Origin of the sequence: Bathymodiolus japonicus methanotrophic gill symbiont, from assembly GCF_019721995.1 — a bacterium.
In the GTDB taxonomy this organism is placed as follows: Bacteria; Pseudomonadota; Gammaproteobacteria; order Methylococcales; family Methylomonadaceae; genus Methyloprofundus.
This window is the reverse complement of sequence record NZ_BLYC01000028.1, coordinates 1-21,594: the sequence shown is the minus strand read 5'-3', so window position 1 is coordinate 21,594 and position 21,594 is coordinate 1. Positions and strand designations below refer to the sequence as shown.

At 37.5% G+C, this 21,594-nt stretch carries 23 protein-coding genes and 4 pseudogenes; 10 read left to right on the top strand and 17 right to left on the bottom strand.

Annotation, left to right across the window (positions count from 1 at the left end; all coding sequences use genetic code 11):
• Nucleotides 1-108 precede the first annotated feature (108 nt).
• The 8 genes and pseudogenes from K6984_RS22710 to K6984_RS22675 all read right to left on the bottom strand — a co-directional run bounded on the left by K6984_RS22710 (nucleotide 109) and on the right by K6984_RS22675 (nucleotide 9,127).
• A complete protein-coding gene (locus K6984_RS22710) occupies nucleotides 109-1,452 on the bottom strand; it encodes an IS4 family transposase (RefSeq protein ID WP_420831625.1) in 1,344 nt (447 codons plus the stop codon).
• 265 nt (nucleotides 1,453-1,717) lie between these two features.
• Nucleotides 1,718-2,710: a DEAD/DEAH box helicase family protein gene (locus K6984_RS22705; RefSeq protein WP_230988251.1), complete on the bottom strand. Its 993-nt coding sequence runs from the start codon at nucleotides 2,708-2,710 to the stop codon at nucleotides 1,718-1,720.
• Between the two features lies 1 nt (nucleotide 2,711).
• On the bottom strand, nucleotides 2,712-4,592 hold the full coding sequence (locus K6984_RS22700) for a site-specific DNA-methyltransferase (RefSeq protein ID WP_230988250.1): 1,881 nt from the start codon (nucleotides 4,590-4,592) through the stop codon (nucleotides 2,712-2,714).
• Between the two features lie 44 nt (nucleotides 4,593-4,636).
• The gene (locus tag K6984_RS22695; protein WP_221897552.1) at nucleotides 4,637-5,284 is read right to left on the bottom strand and encodes a DUF4391 domain-containing protein; all 648 of its coding nucleotides are present in this window, start codon (nucleotides 5,282-5,284) and stop codon (nucleotides 4,637-4,639) included.
• Nucleotides 5,284-8,532 (bottom strand): helicase-related protein, encoded by a 3,249-nt coding sequence (locus tag K6984_RS22690; RefSeq protein WP_221897551.1) that lies wholly within the window; start codon nucleotides 8,530-8,532, stop codon nucleotides 5,284-5,286. Before K6984_RS22690 ends, K6984_RS22695 begins: the two co-directional genes overlap by 1 nt.
• A gap of 12 nt (nucleotides 8,533-8,544) precedes the next feature.
• Entirely contained in the window at nucleotides 8,545-8,631 is an 87-nt protein-coding gene (locus K6984_RS36520) for a helix-turn-helix domain-containing protein (RefSeq protein ID WP_420831697.1), read from the bottom strand.
• Nucleotides 8,632-8,780: 149 nt separating this feature from the next.
• Nucleotides 8,781-8,915: pseudogene (locus K6984_RS22680) on the bottom strand (IS6 family transposase); the annotation flags it as partial.
• Nucleotides 8,912-9,127, bottom strand: a complete 216-nt coding sequence (locus tag K6984_RS22675; protein WP_221897550.1) for a hypothetical protein — start codon at nucleotides 9,125-9,127, stop codon at nucleotides 8,912-8,914. The gene K6984_RS22675 and the pseudogene K6984_RS22680, both read right to left, overlap by 4 nt.
• Here K6984_RS22675 and K6984_RS34585 point away from each other — a divergent pair.
• The gene (locus tag K6984_RS34585; protein ID WP_263458841.1) at nucleotides 9,084-9,206 is read left to right on the top strand and encodes a hypothetical protein; all 123 of its coding nucleotides are present in this window, start codon (nucleotides 9,084-9,086) and stop codon (nucleotides 9,204-9,206) included. The two genes, K6984_RS22675 and K6984_RS34585, sit on opposite strands and share 44 nt — an antisense overlap.
• A gap of 93 nt (nucleotides 9,207-9,299) precedes the next feature.
• Here K6984_RS34585 and K6984_RS22670 read toward each other — a convergent pair whose 3' ends face one another.
• The 5 genes from K6984_RS22670 to K6984_RS22650 form a co-directional block, all read right to left on the bottom strand.
• Nucleotides 9,300-9,452, bottom strand: a complete 153-nt coding sequence (locus K6984_RS22670; RefSeq protein ID WP_221897549.1) for a hypothetical protein — start codon at nucleotides 9,450-9,452, stop codon at nucleotides 9,300-9,302.
• A gap of 41 nt (nucleotides 9,453-9,493) precedes the next feature.
• The gene (locus K6984_RS22665) at nucleotides 9,494-9,778 is read right to left on the bottom strand and encodes a hypothetical protein (RefSeq protein WP_221897548.1); all 285 of its coding nucleotides are present in this window, start codon (nucleotides 9,776-9,778) and stop codon (nucleotides 9,494-9,496) included.
• Between the two features lie 970 nt (nucleotides 9,779-10,748).
• Entirely contained in the window at nucleotides 10,749-11,834 is a 1,086-nt protein-coding gene (locus K6984_RS22660) for a hypothetical protein (RefSeq protein ID WP_221897547.1), read from the bottom strand.
• Nucleotides 11,831-12,199: a hypothetical protein gene (locus tag K6984_RS22655; protein ID WP_221897546.1), complete on the bottom strand. Its 369-nt coding sequence runs from the start codon at nucleotides 12,197-12,199 to the stop codon at nucleotides 11,831-11,833. Before K6984_RS22655 ends, K6984_RS22660 begins: the two co-directional genes overlap by 4 nt.
• On the bottom strand, nucleotides 12,192-12,902 hold the full coding sequence (locus K6984_RS22650) for a ParA family protein (protein ID WP_221897545.1): 711 nt from the start codon (nucleotides 12,900-12,902) through the stop codon (nucleotides 12,192-12,194). The genes K6984_RS22655 and K6984_RS22650 overlap by 8 nt, the downstream gene beginning before the upstream one ends.
• Nucleotides 12,903-13,268: 366 nt before the next feature.
• Between K6984_RS22650 and K6984_RS36970 the strand changes: the two genes are divergently transcribed.
• The 4 genes and pseudogenes from K6984_RS36970 to K6984_RS22635 all read left to right on the top strand — a co-directional run.
• Nucleotides 13,269-13,460: a hypothetical protein gene (locus K6984_RS36970; RefSeq protein ID WP_476693196.1), complete on the top strand. Its 192-nt coding sequence runs from the start codon at nucleotides 13,269-13,271 to the stop codon at nucleotides 13,458-13,460.
• On the top strand, nucleotides 13,409-13,537 hold the full coding sequence (locus K6984_RS34580) for a hypothetical protein (protein ID WP_263458596.1): 129 nt from the start codon (nucleotides 13,409-13,411) through the stop codon (nucleotides 13,535-13,537). The genes K6984_RS36970 and K6984_RS34580 overlap by 52 nt, the downstream gene beginning before the upstream one ends.
• A gap of 27 nt (nucleotides 13,538-13,564) precedes the next feature.
• Complete coding sequence (locus K6984_RS22640) at nucleotides 13,565-13,744, top strand: hypothetical protein (RefSeq protein ID WP_221897544.1); 180 nt, start codon at nucleotides 13,565-13,567, stop codon at nucleotides 13,742-13,744.
• A pseudogene (locus K6984_RS22635) lies at nucleotides 13,687-14,247 on the top strand (IS6 family transposase); the annotation flags it as partial. The gene K6984_RS22640 and the pseudogene K6984_RS22635, both read left to right, overlap by 58 nt.
• A gap of 136 nt (nucleotides 14,248-14,383) precedes the next feature.
• Here K6984_RS22635 and K6984_RS22630 read toward each other — a convergent pair.
• The 3 genes and pseudogenes from K6984_RS22630 to K6984_RS22620 all read right to left on the bottom strand — a co-directional run.
• Nucleotides 14,384-14,641: pseudogene (locus K6984_RS22630) on the bottom strand (IS66 family transposase); the annotation flags it as partial.
• Nucleotides 14,642-14,678: 37 nt separating this feature from the next.
• Nucleotides 14,679-14,984 (bottom strand): hypothetical protein, encoded by a 306-nt coding sequence (locus tag K6984_RS22625; RefSeq protein WP_221897542.1) that lies wholly within the window; start codon nucleotides 14,982-14,984, stop codon nucleotides 14,679-14,681.
• 357 nt (nucleotides 14,985-15,341) lie between these two features.
• Nucleotides 15,342-16,115 carry an IS1 family transposase gene (locus K6984_RS22620; protein WP_221894694.1) on the bottom strand — a complete coding sequence of 258 codons (774 nt, stop codon included), beginning with the start codon at nucleotides 16,113-16,115 and terminating at the stop codon, nucleotides 15,342-15,344.
• Between the two features lie 320 nt (nucleotides 16,116-16,435).
• On the opposite strand from K6984_RS22620, the gene K6984_RS22615 reads away from it, so the two are divergent.
• The 5 genes and pseudogenes from K6984_RS22615 (at nucleotide 16,436) to K6984_RS22595 (ending at nucleotide 21,359) form a co-directional block, all read left to right on the top strand.
• Entirely contained in the window at nucleotides 16,436-17,779 is a 1,344-nt protein-coding gene (locus tag K6984_RS22615) for an IS4 family transposase (RefSeq protein ID WP_420831625.1), read from the top strand.
• A gap of 298 nt (nucleotides 17,780-18,077) precedes the next feature.
• Nucleotides 18,078-18,191 (top strand): annotated as a pseudogene (locus tag K6984_RS22610) (IS6 family transposase); the annotation flags it as partial.
• A 206-nt stretch (nucleotides 18,192-18,397) separates the two neighbouring features.
• Nucleotides 18,398-19,465, top strand: a complete 1,068-nt coding sequence (locus K6984_RS22605; protein WP_221897541.1) for a ParA family protein — start codon at nucleotides 18,398-18,400, stop codon at nucleotides 19,463-19,465.
• On the top strand, nucleotides 19,465-20,145 hold the full coding sequence (locus K6984_RS22600) for a hypothetical protein (RefSeq protein ID WP_221897285.1): 681 nt from the start codon (nucleotides 19,465-19,467) through the stop codon (nucleotides 20,143-20,145). The genes K6984_RS22605 and K6984_RS22600 overlap by 1 nt, the downstream gene beginning before the upstream one ends.
• A 656-nt stretch (nucleotides 20,146-20,801) precedes the next feature.
• Nucleotides 20,802-21,359 (top strand): recombinase family protein, encoded by a 558-nt coding sequence (locus K6984_RS22595; protein ID WP_221897540.1) that lies wholly within the window; start codon nucleotides 20,802-20,804, stop codon nucleotides 21,357-21,359.
• Between the two features lie 64 nt (nucleotides 21,360-21,423).
• Here the strand turns inward: K6984_RS22595 and K6984_RS22590 are convergent, their stop codons facing one another.
• On the bottom strand, nucleotides 21,424-21,567 hold the full coding sequence (locus K6984_RS22590) for an IS3 family transposase (protein ID WP_476693195.1): 144 nt from the start codon (nucleotides 21,565-21,567) through the stop codon (nucleotides 21,424-21,426).
• Nucleotides 21,568-21,594 lie beyond the last annotated feature (27 nt).

The window sequence follows — 21,594 nt, the reverse complement described above, 5'->3', positions numbered from 1 at the left end:
AAATTTACTACGCTCTAATTGTTCAGTTATTTCTACCGCTAACTGGCTCGCTTTTTTATCTTGAAAACTTTCTAATTTAGCTACTAATTCAGTAGAAATAAGGGCGTCCTAAAATACGCCTTTTAGCTTTCTGGCCATTTGAATACCATATACGCAGTCCTGAATCCTCTGAAAACCGATCCAAATACTTTTCGCACCAGGGTCACCATCTGATTTACGCCCTAAAAAACCACCCAATGTCGCTAAATTTCTTAACACGGCATTCAGTGTAGGCACTTTTTTGGGTATCTTTTTGTCCAATAAACCATAAGATGATTTCCATTCTAAAGGATCAAAGATTAATTCAGCAGGCAAGTCAGGACAGATGCGACCTAAGCGCATAAGATACATCACCCGCCAAGCAATAACCATGGCCATGACTAAGGCTTTTTCAATGCGCTCTTTACTGGATAATTGAAGCTTTTCAACCTTGCAGCCCACTTTCAAAATATCAAAAAACATTTCTATTTCCCAGCGACAGCGATACCAGTCAATCAACTCACAGGCTTGATCTTCACTTTCTACCCTTCGATTGCTTAATAAGCGCCATATGAGCGGTGACTTCCCTTTAGGCGGGTTGATTTCTTTTGCCTGAACCAAAGTTACTTCAATACCTTCTTTCCCTTTTACGGGGAAAGTGCAGCGTAACACTTTAATTTCTTGCTGAACTTGTCGCGATTTTTCGCCTTTTTTTCGTGGCTTAATAAAACTAACGCGACTCATAACCTCTTGCTTATCGACGCTATCCCACAGTGTTTCATCCGCTGATAATTTACGGTTATGCCTGGCTCTTACTAGCCAGTCAGCAGGCGTATTTAACGCCTTACTTCTCTGCATAAGACTTAAAATATCACCTTCTCTATCGGCCACATAAACGAGCCGACTTTTAGGGCAACGTTCGGCCATTTCAGCGACACGTTCATAACCTTCTATCCAGCGATCACTTTCTTTTATCGTGGGATTATTTTGATCTTCTGCTTTGCTTTTTCCTCTTGCCCACATCCACGCATCACTAACCCCTAAAGGGAGCCGGTCTGGTGTAATGCAGAGTGTCGGATGCAAGTACATGCCTCTTTGGGCATCGTAAGATAAGCGACCTAAATCCTCAGTTTCTTGTCCATTAAAATCTAATTCTGTCGTATCTTGTAAGCATAAAATAACGGGCTCTTCACTGACTATAATGCGCTGTTCAACTTGATCTGTATGGGCGACTAACAACTTTTCCCATGTCACATTTTCATTTGCATAAAATCGATAAGTCGCTTGTGTTTCAGCCCAGCCTTGGCAAGCCTGAGGAATGCTTAGTTTAGGCGCTTTTACAAAAGTTTCTATCAATTTAACTGCTCTTTTATTAAGCCGTGAATCACCTAAATCTAAATTACAAAATTCCATTTCTGCCCAAGTCTCAGTCATCGTTACTAAAATAATGAGATTTTACACTCTTATATCAGACTTGTGTGTAAGGAGATGATTCCTAAGCCGCTTCATTCTGCTGTTCATGTCAGCTAAAATACTTTCTCTATATACATTCATTGGTTTTTTATAGTCCAGGGTTTCATGAAAACGTTGATGATTAATAAAACTCAATATAGTCATCAACATCTTCTATTAACTAAAATACTGATACTGCTTCAACTCATTGGATAAGTTAAACAAGTTATCTTTTTCTGTTATTTTTCTAAGTACCTTTTTTTATGCCTGTTTTTTGCTTTATTTCAAATTCAAGGCTGGCAGTAGGGTAGAGTTTAGGGTGGATATTAATCGCATCTAAAAAAATATAACTGTTCGTGCCGCTGTTTCCCAGTACTTCAATGCCTTTTACCTTGATTTTTTTAACTAGCTTTTGGTTATAAGCATCTATCGCATCTAGTCTGTAAACTTCATTATATTTTTTGTCTTTTTTATGGGTTGCTGAATAGCGCAACACACACAAGGGGTTAAATTCTTTAAATAAACTTTCGGACTTACCAAAGCGTTGCGGCTCATCAATAATTAGAATAGGTCTGGCTCTGCTGATAATATCAATCGGGCGTTCTGATTGAAGAGCATCAAGTTTTTGATAAATTTTTCTTGCGGATTCCCCTCTAATTTCTTTATCTTTTTTCTTTGCATTAAAAGCCTGATAATTCATAATCAACACTTCAATATTTGCAGTATTGGCAAAACTTTTAATATTAACAATATTGGATTTATTTTGTGTATTGTAGATAGAAAAGCGGATTTTCTTGCCATACAAATCCTGAAAATGATCTGCTGTTATTTCTAGGGATTTATGCACACCTTCACGGATTGCAACCGATGGCACCATAATAATAAACTTACTCCAGCCATATTTCTTATTCAGTTCGAACATGGATTTAGTGTAAACATAGGTTTTACCCGTCCCTGTTTCCATTTCAATACTGAAGTTCGGTGTGCCGTCTAAGGTTTCTAGTTGCTTGCTAGTATTAAGCCCTTGTTCTTTCTGTAGGGCTTGAACATTTTTAATCAGTTCTTTGTCATTCAAATCAAACTTTTTATTGGCAAATATTTCATGGACTAACAGCTCTGTTCGCTCCGTTATTTCTTTTCTATGCCCCTTGGTTTGTCCTGCAAAACAATCGACCACGGCTTGCGTAGCATCACTTTGGTAGCCTTGCTGTTTAAACTGTAATTTAATATCGTTAGCCATGTTATATCACCGTAATTAATGTTTCATGTGAAAGCCTTTTAAAACGTTCTTCAAGATTAATACGGTCTTTGCTTTCAGAAAAACCACCATCTTTAAACACCACTCTAAACGGCTGTAACTGGGCTATTTCATCAATGATTTGTATGTTGATATTGTCATCAAAACAGGCGACTAAGGCGTTAGTTTGCACAATAAATACGCTGTTACCGTGCATTTTCTTTTGTTCTATCGGTAGGTTAAGCTCTAGCCCTAAATTTAAAATAACTTGGGTGAGTAAATCATCAGGGGTTCGCTCTTCCTTAATATTGCTTGCTAAAGAAAATAAGTTATCTTGAGATAGCTGTTCAGGGTGGTAATAGACTTCTTCCATATTGCTTGAGTCTGTCTTATAGACACGAAAGCCAATATCCAGTTTATCAATGCCTATTTTATTTTGGTTGTCTTCTACTATATTAGTACCTGCTCGTCGGATACGCTCTTTACCTATTTCTGCAATGTTTTTGTAGCCCGCTTTATAGGCTTCAGATTTTTCATCAGTTGCTTCAGGGAGCTGTACCATGATGAATTTTCGCGTGCCTTTGTCTTCCGCGTTGAGTTGCATAACGGCATGGGATGTGGTGGCAGAACCTGAGAATAAATCAATTATAATATCGTCATCCATTACGCCACTCATTTTTAATATGTGCCCAACAAATTTTGATGGTTTTGCATAATCAAAAATATTAGCCATGAATATTTTCTGCAACTCGTTACCTCCTTGTGTAGTGTTATATTCTGAAGACAACACTACATTTCTATATGGGTAGTTTCTTTCTACCACTTTCCCATGATGATCCATCTTTTCATACTGTTTGGAATATACAGCCCAGTTATTATTATTTCCTTTTTTTATTACAATAAAATTATTTTTTATTCCCCAATCGACTTTTGTTCTACTCCACCGCCAGTTCCAGTCTCCAGTCTTCTTTCCTGTATTTCCAGGCCATATTTCTGTATTATCAGGAGATAAAATTGAATAATTCAGAGCATCGCTATAGTGCTCTCCCCTCATCATTCGATCTAATTTATTTGTCAGGTACTTTCCTCGAATTGGTTCGTCTTGGTCTGACAACTTATAGTTTGGGTTTTCAATAATCCTTCTGCCAAATTTAGTTATATTTTTGGTTTTAGAAAAACAAACTATGTATTCCGATTCTTTAACTATGCATTTTTCATCATGCCCGCCGCCACTTTTAGATTGCCAAATAATTTCTGCTACAAAATTCTCTTCCCCAAAAACGTCATCACAAATTTTCCTTAAATTATGCACCTCATTATCATCAATACTGATAAAGATAACCCCATCTTCTTTCAATAAATCTCTAGCAACTACCAAGCGTTCATACATCATACTCAACCAATCAGAATGAAAACGGCCATTGGTATCGGTATTTCTAAACAGCTTGTTATCTTCCTCATCCGTTGTGCCTAGTTCTTCTTCATAATCTGCTTTTTTAGCGGCGAAATTATCTTTATAAATAAAATCCTTGCCTGTGTTGTAAGGCGGGTCAATATAAATCATTTTGATTTTACCTAGATATGACTCTTGTAAAATCTTCAATACCTCAAAGTTATCGCCTTCGATATACACGTTTTCTGTGCTATCAAAGTTCACGCTGTCATCTCGGCACGGGCGTAGAGTTTTAGTGATAGGTGTATTGGCCTTTAATAAAGCGGCTTTCTTTCCAGGCCAATCTAAGCGGTAACGCTCATCGACATTATCAACTAAGACACTGGATAAACTTTGTTTTAATAGGTCAAAATCAATGGCTCTTTTGTTGTTGCCATTTTCATCTTGGGTCTCTGTCATTACATTAGGAAATAGCTTGGCAATCTGTTCCATGTTCTGCTCAGTAATATTCGGGGTTTGCATTTTTAATTTTTCGATCACGATACGTCCTTTATAAGCTGTAATTGCTGCTGTTTATCTAAAAATGTCTTGTTCAACTCGACTTTTCTATTCATTTGCTTTTCTTTACTGATTTTCTTAGTCAGTAAGGCAATGTCTTTTTCTAGCTGTTTGGTTTTATGGTCAGTTTCGATAACCACCTTAAAATCCTTTTGTTTTGTTGTTTGATTTTTAATAAAAGCTTTAATCAGCTTTTGGTAGACTTGCTCTAAGTCTGTGCCTGTAAAATCAAACTGAACAGGCTCATTCCATTCTGAAAAGTAATAATCTGTTGGCATTGGTTTTTCAATATCACTTAAACCTTTTAAAGTAATAGCATAAGCAATATGTTCATTAAATCTGAATTGATAAAGAATTTGATAAGGAATGACTTTATCAATCAGCGCAAGAATGTTTTTAGGAATAAGCTGCTCTTTTAATTCAATCTCAAAGACTTGTATTTCTGTCACGGCGGCTGTTTTATTGATACCTAACGTATTTTCTGAGAGCTTATATTGCCAAGTGATTTTTTGTATTTTATTAACAAAATCATCTTTTAATTTAGAGCTTATAGCTGCTTTCTCATAGAACTTGGTTTTGGCTATAAATCGATTAACTAATGCGCTATCAGGTAGGTGTAAGCTCATTATTTTATGACCGTAAAGGTGAGTAATTCAAAGTCTTCTAGCCCTTTAATACTATTGACTAATGCGCTAGTTCCACCTTCTGAAAAAAGGCTGTCTACATCACTCTCTTCTTTGGTATTTAATATAGCGTTTATGGAATCACCGAGCATGTCTGAGTAAGCATCCATATTATTACCATCGTCTGTTTCTAAGTTAAAGTATTCGTAAGCGTCTCTAATTGGCTCATCTTTGCCTTTTGAGAGCAGTCTTAATATATCAAGGGTATGCTTTACATTGAGGTGATTAGAAAGTATTTCCCCATTTTCTTTAATATAGACAAGATAGAACGGGTGTAGCTGGTTGATACTATCAATATTAACGTCACTATTAATATTTTTTAGAACAAAAATAACCCCTTCATGGATGCCTTTTTCAATGATTTTATTACACACAGTATGTATGCCACTTGGGACGCTCTCTAAACTGCCATTTTCATTAATGTAATTCACTAAGTCCATGCGGAAATCATTAAGCCCTAAGTCCGTAATAGACACGCCTGTATCTACATCTTCTATATCAACAACTTCATCTTGTAGCTGTTGCAGTTGTTTTTTCCTGAATAATAAATCAGAAGATTGATTAGTTAATACGTTGTCTTCACCTGTGGCAGTCATATCCACCATGAACATTTTACTTTCAACTCTATTTTTTAAATTAATGTAATCATCTAAGGAAAGTTGCGGCCAGAAGTTAATAAGCTGGATAACTTCGTTTTGTGACCCGATCCTATCCACTCGCCCAAAGCGTTGAATTATTCTTACAGGATTCCAGTGAATATCGTAGTTGATTAAGGTGTCACAATCTTGCAGGTTTTGCCCTTCTGAAATACAGTCGGTGGCAATTAATATATCTATTTCTGGGGCGGTTGTGTTGCCCCTACTTTTAGAACGTGGTGAGAAGTTGATAAGGATATTATTAAATTCATTGGCAATGTCTAATGTGGTTTTATTTTTATCTGATCCCGTTATTTTCGCACTCTCAAGGTTATGCTGTTCTTTGCTATAGAGTGCTGTGTTTTTATATAGGTAATCTACGGTGTCCGAAAAGGCACTAAAGATGATGATTTTTTTATTGACGTCATTAATGGGGTTGTTGGTCTTATTGGTTATAAATTGTTTTAGGTCTTGTAGTTTTTTATCATGCTCAGGTGTGACTTGTTTTATTTCATTGAGCAGAGCATTAGCTATTTCATAATCTTCTTGTAAGTCTATCTTCCAGCCTGATGTATTCATATCCGCGAGGTTGATTTTTACTTTATCGCCAATACTAAACTCAGTGTCTAGCCAATCATCACTTTCAACATCTAAATTAATATCATTAACCTGTGGCTCATCGGCATAGCTTTTGGTGCCATTTTGTTCAAAGTCTTCAATGTTATTGATATTGCTTTCTATTCTATTAACCAGTTTTTCTAGGGTAATTCTAAAGGAATCTACTGAACTCTCTAACCGTTTAAGTAGGTTGACTCGCATAAGCGTTTGCAGGCTTTGTTCCCTATGTGATTGCTTAAAGCTAGAGCCTTGATGGGTTTCAGTATCATATAAATCACTATAAAACTGTACCTTACTAGCCAAAATATAGTTCATAGGTGAGTAAGTGCATAAGTTCAGCTTGGATAGTTCTTGGTATAATTCGGCTATGCCAATAAAGCCTTTGAGTTCTGTAATATACGAGCGGTGTGTGATGGGCTTTAATCGTGTTGGAAACTTGCCAATTTTCTCCATATCGTAATATTTTTCGATATGTTTTCGGCTTCGGGCAATGGTGACGCTATCGAGTAATTTAAAGAAGTCAAAATTTGTATTTAAACGGCTTAAAAGTTGTTGGCTAGTACGTTCTTTATCATCTAATTTAGACCAGCCATTAAATATTTTTTGTGAGTTCTTGAGAATGCTATCGACTGATTGGCTAACATCCATGTGGTTATCTATGACTTGGGTTTGCCCTTCATAAGCTAGCGCAATCTGGTTTTTAAGGTCAGTAAACTTATTATTTACTGGTGTGGCTGAAAGCATTAAAACCTTTGTTTTAACGCCTGCTTGCATGACTTGGTGAAGTAATTTTTGGTAACGGGTGATTTTATCTTTTTTCGGGTCATTGTTCCTGAAATTATGGGACTCATCAATTACCACGAGGTCATAATTTCCCCAGTTAATTCTTGATAAATCAATGCCATTTGAAAATCCTCTGTTTCTTGATAAATCGGTGTGATACAAAACATCGTAATTAAAGCGGTCTTTAATTAATGGGTTGTCATCATAATTATTTAAGAATGTTTTCCAGTTATCGCCTAGTTTTTTAGGGCAGAGTACCAATACAGTGCGGTTGCGTTCTTGATAATACTTAATAACCCCTAACGCTGAAAATGTTTTACCTAAACCAACACTATCAGCCAAAATGCAGCCATTGTGACGTTCTAATTTGTTAATAATGCCTAAAACAGCGTCACGCTGAAAATCATAGAGCTTGTTCCATATAACAGATTCTTTAAAGCCTGTTTTTTCATTGGCAAGTTCATCTTCAGAGACATCTTCTAAAAATTCATTGAAAATATTATGTAGGGTTACATAGTAAACAAATTCGGGTGAGTTTTCTTTATATAGCTCCGCTATGTAGTCAATGACTTCTGTTGTAACATCCTTTAATACTTTTTCATCATTCCATACATCTTCAAAATTTTGGGAATATTGCTGGGTTGTATCTAAATCATCCGTTTTGATGATTTGATTTAAAATAGTATTGTCTTTTTGATAACCTAGTCCTGCACTGGTGAATTCATTGATCCCCATATAAACAAAGTTACTTTTATCATTTTTTAATCTTAAATGCGGTTGTATGTATTGATTTACAGCATTTGTTTTGAAGGAAGCCTTTTGTTCAATCCATTTTTTACATTCTTGTGCAATAGCTTTCCCTGTAAGTTCATTTTTTAAATTTATCTCAAAATCAGAACCACTGATTGCTTTTTTTCGATGATTAGAATTGATTTGAAACTGTCTTTGCTCTCTTTTGTTTTTATCCAGTTCTATAAAGGTAGGGTCGGTGAATATAAACCTGAGTTGCTTAATTTTATCGAGTTCTTTTTTTAATGCTGCATACCCATAAATAGAAAATATACCTGCTGCAATATCAACTTTACTACCCGTAGTAAAGGTTTTCTTAAAATCATCGCCAACTTTATCGGTCTTGTTATTAAAACTTTCTATCACAATGATAATGCCCTATTTTCTTTTTAATTCCCGATCAATAGTATTAGCTGAAACACCTAACAACTCTCCTACTTCGGCTTGTGTTTTCCCACTGTTCAATAATTGGCAATGGGATGGAAAAACTTGAACATCGAGTATAAGACTATCTATCCATATCCTTACTTACTTCATTAGCGATAACCTTGGACTCCTTCCGGTTCTGTCGCAATAATTATCCAAAGCACAGACCTCCTGGTCTTCAGGCATAACTATCCTGCTAAAGCCATAAACTTCTTATAAGCAAGAATATTTTCCTCAGACAATTGCCCCTTTCGGATGATATGTGCCGTTTCAATCCCATCAATTGTTGCTTGGGCGGAGTGAAACGCTTTAAAGACCATCATCCGCTGAAAATCATGGAAACGGAGCTTAGCGAAGTGGTGATTTTTAGTCCCTGATAGTCGACAGGGCAATTCGCTGATTCGACGTGTGCTAGCAGCACGCGAGAGGAGCAAGAATTGCCTTCCGAATAGCCGTCCAGCCAGTGAGGTAGTAATGACGAAGCGGCTTTTGTGCGTAGTCGTTGCGGACGCAGGGCGTTCAGGGCATCTCCCATCCGCTGCGTAGGTGAACGAATTATGGCGACAGGAGTCCCGGAATTTCGTGAGGTAGCATGGCGCGCCTGTGGAAAGTGAATGCCTTTGAAGCTGAGCATGTGATCCACCTTTTATTGAAATTGAGAATTATGATAGCAGATAACGTCGGGAAGGGGGATTTATGCGACAGAACTAGATTAAAGCCTGTTCTTTTTCAGGCAATGGAAAAAAAGAAGATTGCCCCTTTTTTAATGCGCTGCGCCCGTCAAGCTTACACGGCACATTTTCCAGATAAGGAAAAAGCGGAAAATCTGGCAATTTACCGAGCGGGGCTTTGGTATTCATTGATAACAGGCCATAAGAAACCGCTTACAATTGAGGTTGCACTAGGCATCATGGGGAGACTTTACCCCCTTGTAAAGATGCAAGCAGAATTTGAAATACTGGACGGTAATCCCACCGCTGAAAATCATGGAAACGGAGCTTAGCGAAGTGGTGATTTTTAGTCCCTGATAGGCGACAGGGCAATTCGCTGATTCGACGTGTGCTAACAGCACGCGAGAGGAGCAAGAATTGCATTCCGAATAGCCGTCCAGCCAGTGAGGTAGTAATGACGAAGCGGCTTTTGTGCGTAGTCGTTGCGGACGCAGGGCGTTCAGGGCATCTCCCATCCGCTGCGTAGGTGAACGAATTATGGCGACAGGAGTCCCGGAATTTCGTGAGGTAGCATGGCGCGCCTGAAATGGCTCTACGGCTATTCGGGATAAAATTTTAGCCTCCCTCGCGCGCTATCGCGCACTTCGGATTGGCAAATTTCCCTGCGCCTTCTGGAGACTATCAGCCCGTCCGGGGCTGACAGCGATTGAATATTGAAGAAAGAGCCGCTTATTTACGAAAACAGGGGAAAACCGAAAACATGCGCTTTCATAAAAATATTATTCTTTCAGTCAGGAAAAAATACATCTGATTAGAAAAGAAAAAATTAAGATCTAAAGAATTTATTTTGTTTTTTTAATAGATAAAACGAAAGTTTCATTTTCGGCCTAATTAACTGGCTCTTGAGCTTTTTCCCTTTGAAAGCATGAAAATATAGGCCGTAATCGCTTGAGGTTGCCCGCTGGTGCGTTTTTATCGCTTAAATGTACAAACATACACAAGAGATTAGCAACCCTATTCAAAACCTTTTAAAATCGCTTGCTGTTTTTTTGGATATTTTTAGAACGATGATAGAGGGGGAAAATTAAGGAAGGTTGAAGTTATCCACAAAGGGAAAATACAAGAATAAGTATTTAAAGAATAATATAAGAAAAGAATAGGGATTTTTGACAATACAAAAAACCTTTATTTATTAAGGTATTAAGTTGTTTTTTCTGTTTTAACTGGGAGGTTATGCCCCTACCTTTGGCTTAACTGGGAGGTTATGCCCCTACTTTTTTGGCTAACTGGGAGGTTATGCCCCTACTTGCGGGAGGTTATGCCCCTACTTTTTTGGCTAACTGGGAGGTTATGCCCCTACTTGCTAGACATAAAAACACGTATTTTTTGTCATAATAGTGGCTATTTTGTTAACTGGGAGGTTATGCCCCTACTTACTGGGAGGTTATGCCCCTACTTATTTGGCTTAACCGGGAGGTTATGCCCCTACCTTGGGCTTGACTTATCCACAAGTAAACCTTGTTTTTTTGCTTCAACCGCCTGTAAATTTTCGCGTTTATTAGCGGCTTTTTGTTCGGCTATAAATTCAGAATGTGCGGTCAAAGTATATTTAACCTCTGCTATCTTGCGCCCTTCTTTTCGTTCCTCTGTTTCATAGGTCAAAATCACCCCTTTTTCTTTAAGCTCTTCCAATGAAGATAAAACTTTTTTTCTATTGTCTTTTTCATCTTTTAATCGCAAAAGACCGCTTGCTTGCTTCATATCCGAATATAAAAAATGATAAGTATTCATATAATTAGCATTTACAAAACGATTTATCAGCCGTTTATAAATCCATCGTGTAAGCTGTTCCTCACAGCCCAAAAAACGCGCATAATTAAACTGTCTTGCTTGTAAGGTATTAACTGCATGGGAAATAAAAATAGGAAATCTAGCAACGTGTAACGCCTCTGTATCGGCTAAATATTCCGCCCTATCCACACTGCAATAATCTTGTAAAATAGAACCTATATAAATTTCTTTTCCATCCTCATAGACTGTTAAAACGCATTTGCTCATTACTTCAAGGCTATGCTTAATCTGTGAATATTTCCGCTCACAGCCTTTATTTTTCAATTCTCGGCGAATCATCGAGTAACTGAATTTCACCCAGCTTTCAACCTTTCTAGGGTCATGCACCCCTAGATTTTGCTCAGTGAATATTTTTTTTAAAACTTCCTCTATAATTTCCTCGGCTTTAGTTGGGAAAAATGCCTTTCCTTTTCCATCAGACTGCTTAATTAAAGCGGGTTGAATATCAATTGAATAAGGTAAAATATTACCGTGCTTATCTTTTACTTTATATTCATAACTATAGAGCTGTGCTAGTCCTTCCGTCGTTCTAAGCTTATTTTGCTCCTGCGCTGACAGAAAATATTTAGGGATACGTTCCCAATATTCAACCGTGTTGGAAACCTTGCTTTCATCCTTAGCTAAAAATTGAGAAAACAAATCATATTGAAGACTTTTAATGGCCTTACTTGGGGGGTTTTTAACCGCCTTTTTAACTGATTTTTTCTTAATTACGGTCATTTGATAAGCCCCCTAAATTCTTTTTCTAAGTCCTTCATTTTCTCTTTTTCAAGTAAGGCAACTAAAGCCCTTTCAAAAGTTTCTTGATCGAAAATTTCCAGCCTTGCGCCTATCTCTTGAAATAATTCCTTAACCCCTGCCCGCGTTTTTAAATTGCTTTGTACCGTATAAGGTGACTTAGGCCGTACCCTTTTTGATCTGGGCTGTCTACTGGTAAATCCTGCTTTTTCGGATGCGGTTTTAATTTCTGCCTCACTTGCATTGCTTCGTGAATGTCCTTTAGAGCTGCTTATAACTTCCTCAAGGTCTAAAGTATCCTCTGGGTCTATTTCCTCTATCCCTAGCCCTGTTCTTTCTTTACCCATGTTTAGCACTCCTTTTTTCTTCATCCTGATTGTAGCCCTTAATTTTATTGATTACCTCATGAGCATAAGCAAAGGCATTTTGCGCGGCTTTTTCAATTCCTGACACTTGCTTTTTATCTAAATCATTCACAATACCACCAAAAGAAATAATAGCGCGGAACGCCTCGCGCTCAATCAGGCTACATTTAAAAATATCAAATCCCGCTTGATCGAATTTGCTTAATATATCCTTTAATCCTCGCGGCTGTATGGCTGGGTTTGTTCTGGTCATTAAGATAGAAAAAGGAATATTACGCCGCGCAATTTTACTTTGTGATCTAATCAACTTAATAGTTTTAACCACTTCTTTAGCGTCATAATGCGAACCCTGACACGGTAAAACAACCAAATCAGCGCAATGAATGGCATGGGTAACGCTTATATTAGCCGTCCCCTCAAGATCAACAACCACAAAGCCGCTTTGCTCTTGTGCTTGTTCTATATCATCTAACAAAGTATCTTCATCAGAGCTTTTTAAAGCAATATTAGCGGGGCATCCATCTTTTAAAGCCCATTCCGCGCTATGCTGATTCGGGTCTGCGTCTATTAATGTCACTTTAATATTTTTACTTGCCCCAAGTCTGGCAAGCTCCCCAGTTAAAACAACGGCGGCGGTTGTCTTCCCTGCCCCTCCTTTCGAGGATGCAAAAACAATTGTAGTCATTTTTTAAACTCCTAAATAATAAAAGATATATAGATAGCTAGAACGCTATCAAATAAAGATAGATAGCTATTAAGCTATCTTATTAAGAGAGTAGCAGGATAGCTATCTAAAGTAAACGGATAGCTTAATTGTTAGTAGTATATTTATATAGCTATCTGTATATCTTTTATTGTTTAAGTAGTAGTTTGTAGTAATATTACTACTACTCCATACTACATAAATCAGGTGAAACTATGGAACGCAAACCCAAGGTAATACAAGCCGTGGTAAATGCCGCATGTGAGCAATTACGGTTCTGTCGCATAAATCCCCCTTTCCGACGTTATCTGCTATCATAATTCTCAATTTCAATAAAAGGTAGATCATATGCTCAGCTTCAAAGGCACTCACTTTCAAAAAGATGTCATTCTTTATGCTGTTTTCTTTTATGTCAGGTATGGCGTTTCGTATCGCGACCTAGAAGAAATTATGGAAGAAAGAGGTGTTGAATCGGGGAGTCGCTATTTTTGCGAAAGCTTGTTTTGGGCATCCCAGCCCAAGCAAGCAGCAAAAACTTAACGCGACCACTTATGCCTCCGGCGGCCCCGATTCGTCCTCGTCACCTCGTCCCGACCCAACAAGGGGTCGGAACATAGGCTCCAAATGACTTGACGCCGTGTCGGATGGCCTTTTATTCTGTCTCCACCTTCGCTAACGCTCAGACTCCGACAAAACAACGGCCCTACGGCTATCGCGGACTAAAAATCTTCACTTCGCTAAAGCTCCGTTTCCAGGATTTTCAGCGGTGGATCATGCTACGCTCAATCGTTGGGTTATCCGTTATTCTCCTGCCATTGCTGTGAAAGCTAAATCTCAGAAACGAGAAACCAATAAATCGTGGCGCATGGATGAAACGTATATCAAAGTTAAGGGTCAGTGGACCTATTTATACCGAGCTGTTGATAGTCACGGGGATACGCTTGATTTCATGCTTTCTGAGTACCGTGATGAAGAGGCTGCAACCGAATTTTTCAAACAAACGATTAACAATAATGGCTTTCCTGATAAGGTCGTTATGGATAAAAGTGGCGCTAACTATGCAGGATTAGCCAATATTAACCTCTTGTTAATCCTCGCTGGGTTTGCCACTATGATCGACATATTACAGGTTAAATATTTGAATAACATCATCGAACAGGATCATCGATTTATCAAAAAAATAACAAAGCCAATGATGTGCTTTAAAGCGTTTCACTCCGCTCAAGCAACCATTGATGGAATTGAAACAGCACATATGATCCGAAAGGGGCAATTGTCTGAGGAAAATATTCCTGCTTATAAGCAGTTTATGGCTTTAGCAGGATAGTTATGCCTGAAGACCAGGAGGTCTGTGCTTTTGATAATTATTGCGACAGAACCATAAAGCGTGGATTAATCGACTGTTGGGCAGTTCACTAAAAATCACAAAAACCAGGCTAAAACCATGTCAAGAACTTTTTTAATTATTTACGCTGAGTAGTTACTTTCAGGTAATCAAAAGGTTCCAGGTTATTAGCAACGGCTGTTTGCACAAGACTGTAAAGTAGTGCGCTGGCATTTGCACTGCGTGGTGTCTGGTTAAACAGCCAGTTTTTACGTCCAATCACAAACGGTTTGATATGCCGTTCAGCTGCATTATTATCAATTTGTATATTACCGTCATCAATATAGCGGATCAAGCTACCCCACTGGTTAATAGTGTAACGAATGGCTTTACCTAACAACGTAAATGATAAGTAATTTATATTCATTGATTTCTTAAGAAAAAAAACCAACGCTGAAAATCATGGAAACGGAGCTTAGCGAAGTGGTGATTTTTAGTCCCTGATAGGCGACAGGGCAATTCGCTGATTCGACGTGTGCTAGCAGCACGCGAGAGGAGCAAGAATTGCATTCCGAATAGCCGTCCAGCCAGTGAGGTAGTAATGACGAAGCGGCTTTTGTGCGTAGTCGTTGCGGACGCAGGGCGTTCAGGGCATCTCCTATTCGCTGCGTAGGTGAACGAATTATGGCGACAGGAGTCCCGGAATTTCGTGAGGTAGCATGGCGCGCCTGAAAAATCAAAACCCTAAACCCTAAAACCTTATTGAAAACAATATCTTAAGTGGAATATTCTCAACTATAAATGCATTATATACAAATATAAAAAAAACAAAAAGCAAAACAACGTAAATGACAAAGGGTTTATATCTAATTGTATATATATATATATATTGATTTCTTAAGAAAAAACAAAACAAATTAATAAGGAGAAGGCTTTAGAAGAAAACTTAATCTATACCCTCTATAGCTTGTCTAAAATACATTTATAGTTAAAGACAATCCATTTAATGGGTTGTTTTTAATAAGGTTTTAAAGGTTTAGGGTTTTGATTTTTTTTGGTTTTTTTTCTTAAGAAATCAATAGATATATGGTAGTGGGTTAAATCTGTGTTTTTGCATGAATATCCCTGCCAAATTCCACCTTATTTATTAACAGACCAATCACAATATCATGCATTTTCTCTAACTTAGAGAAGCAGATTGTTCGACGAGTTAATCGTTTTATCCATGCTCTAAAATTCAAGTTTTTACGTTCAATTTTTTGGGTGTTTTTCTTACCTATTTCATGTTTCTCAGCATCGAGATGACGTTCATAAGCGCCCCAGTCATCGGTGTAATAACGACTGATATTTAAAGGCAAAAGTAACGCTTTTAATTCTTTGAAAACAATGTCCTTACGCTTGCCAAAAACATAAGCGAGTACCGTGTTGGTTTTATGATCAACAGCATGCCATAGCCAGCGTTGATTGCTTTTATTTCCTACAAAAGACCACTGTTCATCCATTTCGGCTTCATCACAGCAGACCTGTTCTAGTCTGACTTCCAATGGTTTCCCTTGATCAAAGGTCTGAAAAAGAGGGTTCACTTGAACAAGACTGTTTTCTTTGTTTTTTAAAGTACGAGTCACCGTATTTTTATTGATTTTAAGAACCCTAGCCGTGTCTCGAGTGCCACTACTATTGATAGCCATTTCGACAACGTGTTCTTTGGTTCCAAATTCACATGCTTTATAACAATATTCCAACATGAAGGTGTTGGTTGAGCAAGCTGTGGTCTGGCAACGATATCGCTGCACACCACGATCGCTACTACCTGATTTCATCAGGTTGGAATTAGTACAGTTAGGGCAGGTGATTTCTTGATAATATTTCATGAGGGAATTATGCAATAAATCACTTTCTTATTCTATTGCTCTCATGCTAAACACAGGTTTAACCCACTACCAGATATATATACAATGAGATATAAACCAATTATCACTTACGTTGTTTAGGGGGTTTTTTGCGTAGTTGAGGCGTCTACTCTTTAAAAGAAACTTACCCATCATTGCTTATATCAAAAATGTAGTATAGCTTCCTATGATGAAGCTAGTACTTGAACAACTAAAAAACCGAAGGTTAACTCTTAGCCTAAAAGCATCTCCTTACACACAAGTCTGATATAAGAGTGTAAAATCTCATTATTTTAGTAACGATGACTGAGACTTGGGCAGAAATGGAATTTTGTAATTTAGATTTAGGTGATTCACGGCTTAATAAAAGAGCAGTTAAATTGATAGAAACTTTTGTAAAAGCGCCTAAACTAAGCATTCCTCAGGCTTGCCAAGGCTGGGCTGAAACACAAGCGACTTATCGATTTTATGCAAATGAAAATGTGACATGGGAAAAGTTGTTAGTCGCCCATACAGATCAAGTTGAACAGCGCATTATAGTCAGTGAAGAGCCCGTTATTTTATGCTTACAAGATACGACAGAATTAGATTTTAATGGACAAGAAACTGAGGATTTAGGTCGCTTATCTTACGATGCCCAAAGAGGCATGTACTTGCATCCGACACTCTGCATTACACCAGACCGGCTCCCTTTAGGGGTTAGTGATGCGTGGATGTGGGCAAGAGGAAAAAGCAAAGCAGAAGATCAAAATAATCCCACGATAAAAGAAAGTGATCGCTGGATAGAAGGTTATGAACGTGTCGCTGAAATGGCCGAACGTTGCCCTAAAAGTCGGCTCGTTTATGTGGCCGATAGAGAAGGTGATATTTTAAGTCTTATGCAGAGAAGTAAGGCGTTAAATACGCCTGCTGACTGGCTAGTAAGAGCCAGGCATAACCGTAAATTATCAGCGGATGAAACACTGTGGGATAGCGTCGATAAGCAAGAGGTTATGAGTCGCGTTAGTTTTATTAAGCCACGAAAAAAAGGCGAAAAATCGCGACAAGTTCAGCAAGAAATTAAAGTGTTACGCTGCACTTTCCCCGTAAAAGGGAAAGAAGGTATTGAAGTAACTTTGGTTCAGGCAAAAGAAATCAACCCGCCTAAAGGGAAGTCACCGCTCATATGGCGCTTATTAAGCAATCGAAGGGTAGAAAGTGAAGATCAAGCCTGTGAGTTGATTGACTGGTATCGCTGTCGCTGGGAAATAGAAATGTTTTTTGATATTTTGAAAGTGGGCTGCAAGGTTGAAAAGCTTCAATTATCCAGTAAAGAGCGCATTGAAAAAGCCTTAGTCATGGCCATGGTTATTGCTTGGCGGGTGATGTATCTTATGCGCTTAGGTCGCATCTGTCCTGACTTGCCTGCTGAATTAATCTTTGATCCTTTAGAATGGAAATCATCTTATGGTTTATTGGACAAAAAGATACCCAAAAAAGTGCCTACACTGAATGCCGTGTTAAGAAATTTAGCGACATTGGGTGGTTTTTTAGGGCGTAAATCAGATGGTGACCCTGGTGCGAAAAGTATTTGGATCGGTTTTCAGAGGATTCAGGACTGCGTATATGGTATTCAAATGGCCAGAAAGCTAAAAGGCGTATTTTAGGACTTGTGTGTAAGGAGGTGGCCTAAAAGAAAGAGACCTGATGTTTCGTATCCGCATATCACGTTAGCAGTAGAGATATATATCTTAAAAACAAAAGAAAAAAAACCAAAAAAATCAAAACCTTAAACCCTTAAAACCTTATTAAAAACAATATCTTAAGTGGAATATTCTCAGCTATAAATGCATTATATACAAATATAAAAAAACAAAAATAAAAACAACGTAAATGACAAAGGTTTTATATCTCATTGTATATATATATATATTGATTTCTTAAAAGAAAAAAAGCAAAAAATAGTTGATGGGCTTTAAAGCGTTTCACTCCGCCCAAGCAACAATTGATGGAATTGAAACGGCACATATCATCCGAAAGGGGCAATTATCTGAGGAAAATATTCCTGCTTATAAGTAGTTTATGGCTTTAGCAGGATAGTTATGTCTGAAGAGCAGGAGGACTACGCTTTTTGATAATTTTTGCGACAGAACCCTTCGGATTGGCGAATTGCCCTGTCGCCTACCACGGACTAAAAATCATCACTTCGCTTTAGCTCCGTTTCCCTGATTTTCAGCGATGGTGAATTCAAACTAAAAAGCTAACAAATAAAGGATGACTTCGGTATGACAAAAATTGTAACTCTATATAACCACAAAGGTGGTGTGTCAAAAACAACAACGACCTTCAATCTTGCTCATTTTTTGGCACAAAATGGAAAAAAAGTTTTAGCGGTAGATGCTGATCCCCAATCAAACTTAACAGAGTTAATGATGTCTCCCATAATTGCTGATCTTGATGAAAAGGAAAGGACAGGAAGTGAAACAGAAATTGAAGGAAGCAGTCTATTAGATTTACTAAAACCCAGAATAGATGGTGATATATCTGAAATATCTATCGAAAGTGTAAAGACAATTAAAATAGCTGAAGGGCTTGAATTACTCAAAGGTGATGTTAATTTAAGTATTATAGAAGATTCTTTGGCAGAAGCTCATATACAAAGATTTTCCAATAAAACCCATGAAAAACGAACATACGTAGCGATGGGGGATATCTTAACAAGATATGGTGCTGAAAATAAAATTGACTATATTCTTATCGATGTAGGCCCAAGTTCAGGAGCATTAACAAGGTCATGCTTTTTGATATGTGATGGGTACTTTGTACCAACAGCACCTGATCGATTTAATGTGCAAGCAATTGGAACATTATCGACAATAATTAAAAAATGGATGCAAGATCATTCTCAAATATATAATGATTTTTATGAGTTAAAACTACCTATTCGGCATGGGCTGCCACAATTTCTAGGTGTAATTCTTCAAAATTTTAAAATTAGAGGTGGTAAGCCAAAAGCAACTTATCAAATGTGGATGGAGCGTATCCCAGAAAAAGTATCATCCTCATTACTTCCTTCAATTAGTGAATTTAATACTGATGAAAAAGATATTACAAGCGGATTGGCTAAAGATAAAATTGTTGTATCAAAAATTCGTGACTTTGAAGGGTTAATTCCAATAATGCAAGAGTGTGGTAAAGCCATGTTTGATATATCACAAAATGACACAAAAATTATTTCAGCCTCTAATGGTAAAGCTTGGAGTGGTGCTCCTTGGGAAGGAGCCCAAGAAAGGATGGCAACATACCGCCAATCTATATCAGAAATAGCAACGAATTTGGACTTAATTAAGTAATGGCTATTGAACTCAAGGAATATATAGTCGCTTTTATAGATTTATTAGGGTTTTCGGCAATGGTACAACATGATTGCGAAAGACCAAAAAAAGAACATCGTTACATTAAAGTTTTATATACAATTCACCTTAAAACTAAAGAGCTGAAAAAGACAATAATTGGCCTAGAAATAACACAGTTCTCTGATTCCGTCGTGCTGGCTATACCATATAGCCAAGAGAACTACAAAAAGGTCGTAGACGTTATTTCAAACTACCAATATGATTTGCTTAATGATGGAATATTATGCCGTGGTGGTGCCTCATACGGAAAACATTTTTCAACTGAAGATTTCTTGTTTAGCAATGGAATGATTGATGCTTATAAGATTGAATCTACCATTGCATTAACTCCAAGAGTTATAATTAGCAAAGAGTTAATAGATTTAGTTTACCCTGCTAGTGAGCTGTCAAAAAACGAGCACTTGATACTCGAGAGTGATGGGTTGTATTTCATAAACTATATGAAAAATGGTAATGCTGATGATAGTTGGAAAGCAATATGTAAAGTAATTCCCGATGAATTAAGTGACAACCCTTCAATTAGGAGTAAACATATCTGGCTTATTGACTATTACAATCACCAGTTTCCAGAATCAAAACGAAAAGATAACCACCGCTTTGTTAGCCCTGACGCATGAAATAAAGCCGCATAAAAAGCCATGTTATATTAAGCAATTGGGTTTTAAATACCGAGTTTTCCTTGTTTTAAGCGATTGTAAGGCGAATAAAAAAGTTCTTCGAGGTCGTAGATGTTTAAGGGGACATTTTGTGATGACTATAGCGATAGAAGCAATAAAGCGTGGATTAATCGACTGTTGGGCAGTTCACTAAAAATCACAAAAACCAGGCTAAAACCATGTCAAGAACTTTTTTAATTATTTACGCTGAGTAGTTACAGGGGGAATACATAAAGTATGCTTCAAAGATTCGTGGACCGCTCTCGATAGAGTCGTAGAGGTTATCGAGATAGCTACGCTAAGACTATTTATTTCCTTTTATCATTCAACAATATTCTTGACTGGTGATACGTACCATTTGCCACCGCACCTAGTTTATTCATTCTTTAACCACGCATCCCCTTGGCAATCCTAACAATTCGACACTCACTAGAGGAGAGTGGGGGTAGATGCACTGATGGCGATGTAAAAAAAACAAGTGTATTTTTTACATCACCATCCGCACCAATAATCACCTTCAAGTCGCCCTGATTCTTCGCAAATAGAGTTAAAAAAGGCTGTTAAAAAACATATCATGTGTTATCGTTAATAAAACCCCATGTTAAAGAAGTAAACAAATGAAAATAGGTTACGTCCGGGTTTCAACAACATTTCAAGATACATCACTACAAATAGACGCGCTTAATGCAGCTGGTTGCGAAATAATTTATAAGGAAAAAGCGTCAGGAAGTAAAAAAGACAGACCCGAACTTGAACAATGTTTAAAGTCTTTAAGGAAAGCTGATACGCTGGTTGTCTGGAAACTAGACAGGTTAGGAAGATCATTACAACACTTACTTGAAGTTATAAATGATCTTGAAAATAAAGGAATCGGTTTCACTTCATTAACTGAATCAATAGACACGACTACAAGCACAGGCAAACTTGTTTTTAATATATTTGGCTCACTTGCAGAATTCGAACGCTCATTAATTAAAGATAGAGTAAAAGCCGGCTTAGAGGCGGCTAGAAAAAAAGGAAGAATTGGAGGAAGGCCCTCAGCTCTTGATGAACAACAAAAGGAAATGGCAATAACGATGTTCAACGGCGGTGCATTGAAATCTGATATAGCAAAACATTTTGGTGTTACGAGACAAACTATTTACACCATACTTCAGGCGCGCCTGTCAAGATAAAATTTTAGCCTATATCACCCCAAAGAGTCAAGACAGATTTTTCAACAATCCTTATTCCATATTCCTAAGCCGCTTCATTCTGCTGTTCATTAGCTAAAATACTTTCTCTATATACATTCATTGGTTTTTTATAGTCCAGGGTTTCATGAAACCGTTGATGATTATAAAACTCAATATAGTCATCAACATCTTCTATTAACGCTCTAATTGAACCATATTCATTTAAATAAATACG

Coding starts and splice junctions, on each gene's coding strand:
- K6984_RS22640 (WP_221897544.1), top strand. CDS start 13,565: ATGGCCTTTTATTCTGTCTCCACCTTCGCTAACGCTCAGACTCCGACA.
- K6984_RS22675 (WP_221897550.1), bottom strand. CDS start 9,127: ATGGGAGATGCCCTGAACGCCCTGCGTCCGCAACGACTACGCACAAAA.
- K6984_RS22655 (WP_221897546.1), bottom strand. CDS start 12,199: ATGGGTAAAGAAAGAACAGGGCTAGGGATAGAGGAAATAGACCCAGAG.
- K6984_RS22700 (WP_230988250.1), bottom strand. CDS start 4,592: ATGGAACAGATTGCCAAGCTATTTCCTAATGTAATGACAGAGACCCAA.
- K6984_RS22650 (WP_221897545.1), bottom strand. CDS start 12,902: ATGACTACAATTGTTTTTGCATCCTCGAAAGGAGGGGCAGGGAAGACA.
- K6984_RS22665 (WP_221897548.1), bottom strand. CDS start 9,778: ATGGGAGATGCCCTGAACGCCCTGCGTCCGCAACGACTACGCACAAAA.
- K6984_RS22615 (WP_420831625.1), top strand. CDS start 16,436: ATGACTGAGACTTGGGCAGAAATGGAATTTTGTAATTTAGATTTAGGT.
- K6984_RS22695 (WP_221897552.1), bottom strand. CDS start 5,284: ATGAGCTTACACCTACCTGATAGCGCATTAGTTAATCGATTTATAGCC.
- K6984_RS22595 (WP_221897540.1), top strand. CDS start 20,802: ATGAAAATAGGTTACGTCCGGGTTTCAACAACATTTCAAGATACATCA.
- K6984_RS22705 (WP_230988251.1), bottom strand. CDS start 2,710: ATGGCTAACGATATTAAATTACAGTTTAAACAGCAAGGCTACCAAAGT.
- K6984_RS22670 (WP_221897549.1), bottom strand. CDS start 9,452: ATGAATACCAAAGCCCCGCTCGGTAAATTGCCAGATTTTCCGCTTTTT.
- K6984_RS22660 (WP_221897547.1), bottom strand. CDS start 11,834: ATGACCGTAATTAAGAAAAAATCAGTTAAAAAGGCGGTTAAAAACCCC.
- K6984_RS22710 (WP_420831625.1), bottom strand. CDS start 1,452: ATGACTGAGACTTGGGCAGAAATGGAATTTTGTAATTTAGATTTAGGT.
- K6984_RS22605 (WP_221897541.1), top strand. CDS start 18,398: ATGACAAAAATTGTAACTCTATATAACCACAAAGGTGGTGTGTCAAAA.
- K6984_RS36970 (WP_476693196.1), top strand. CDS start 13,269: ATGCTCAGCTTCAAAGGCACTCACTTTCAAAAAGATGTCATTCTTTAT.
- K6984_RS22600 (WP_221897285.1), top strand. CDS start 19,465: ATGGCTATTGAACTCAAGGAATATATAGTCGCTTTTATAGATTTATTA.
- K6984_RS22620 (WP_221894694.1), bottom strand. CDS start 16,115: ATGAAATATTATCAAGAAATCACCTGCCCTAACTGTACTAATTCCAAC.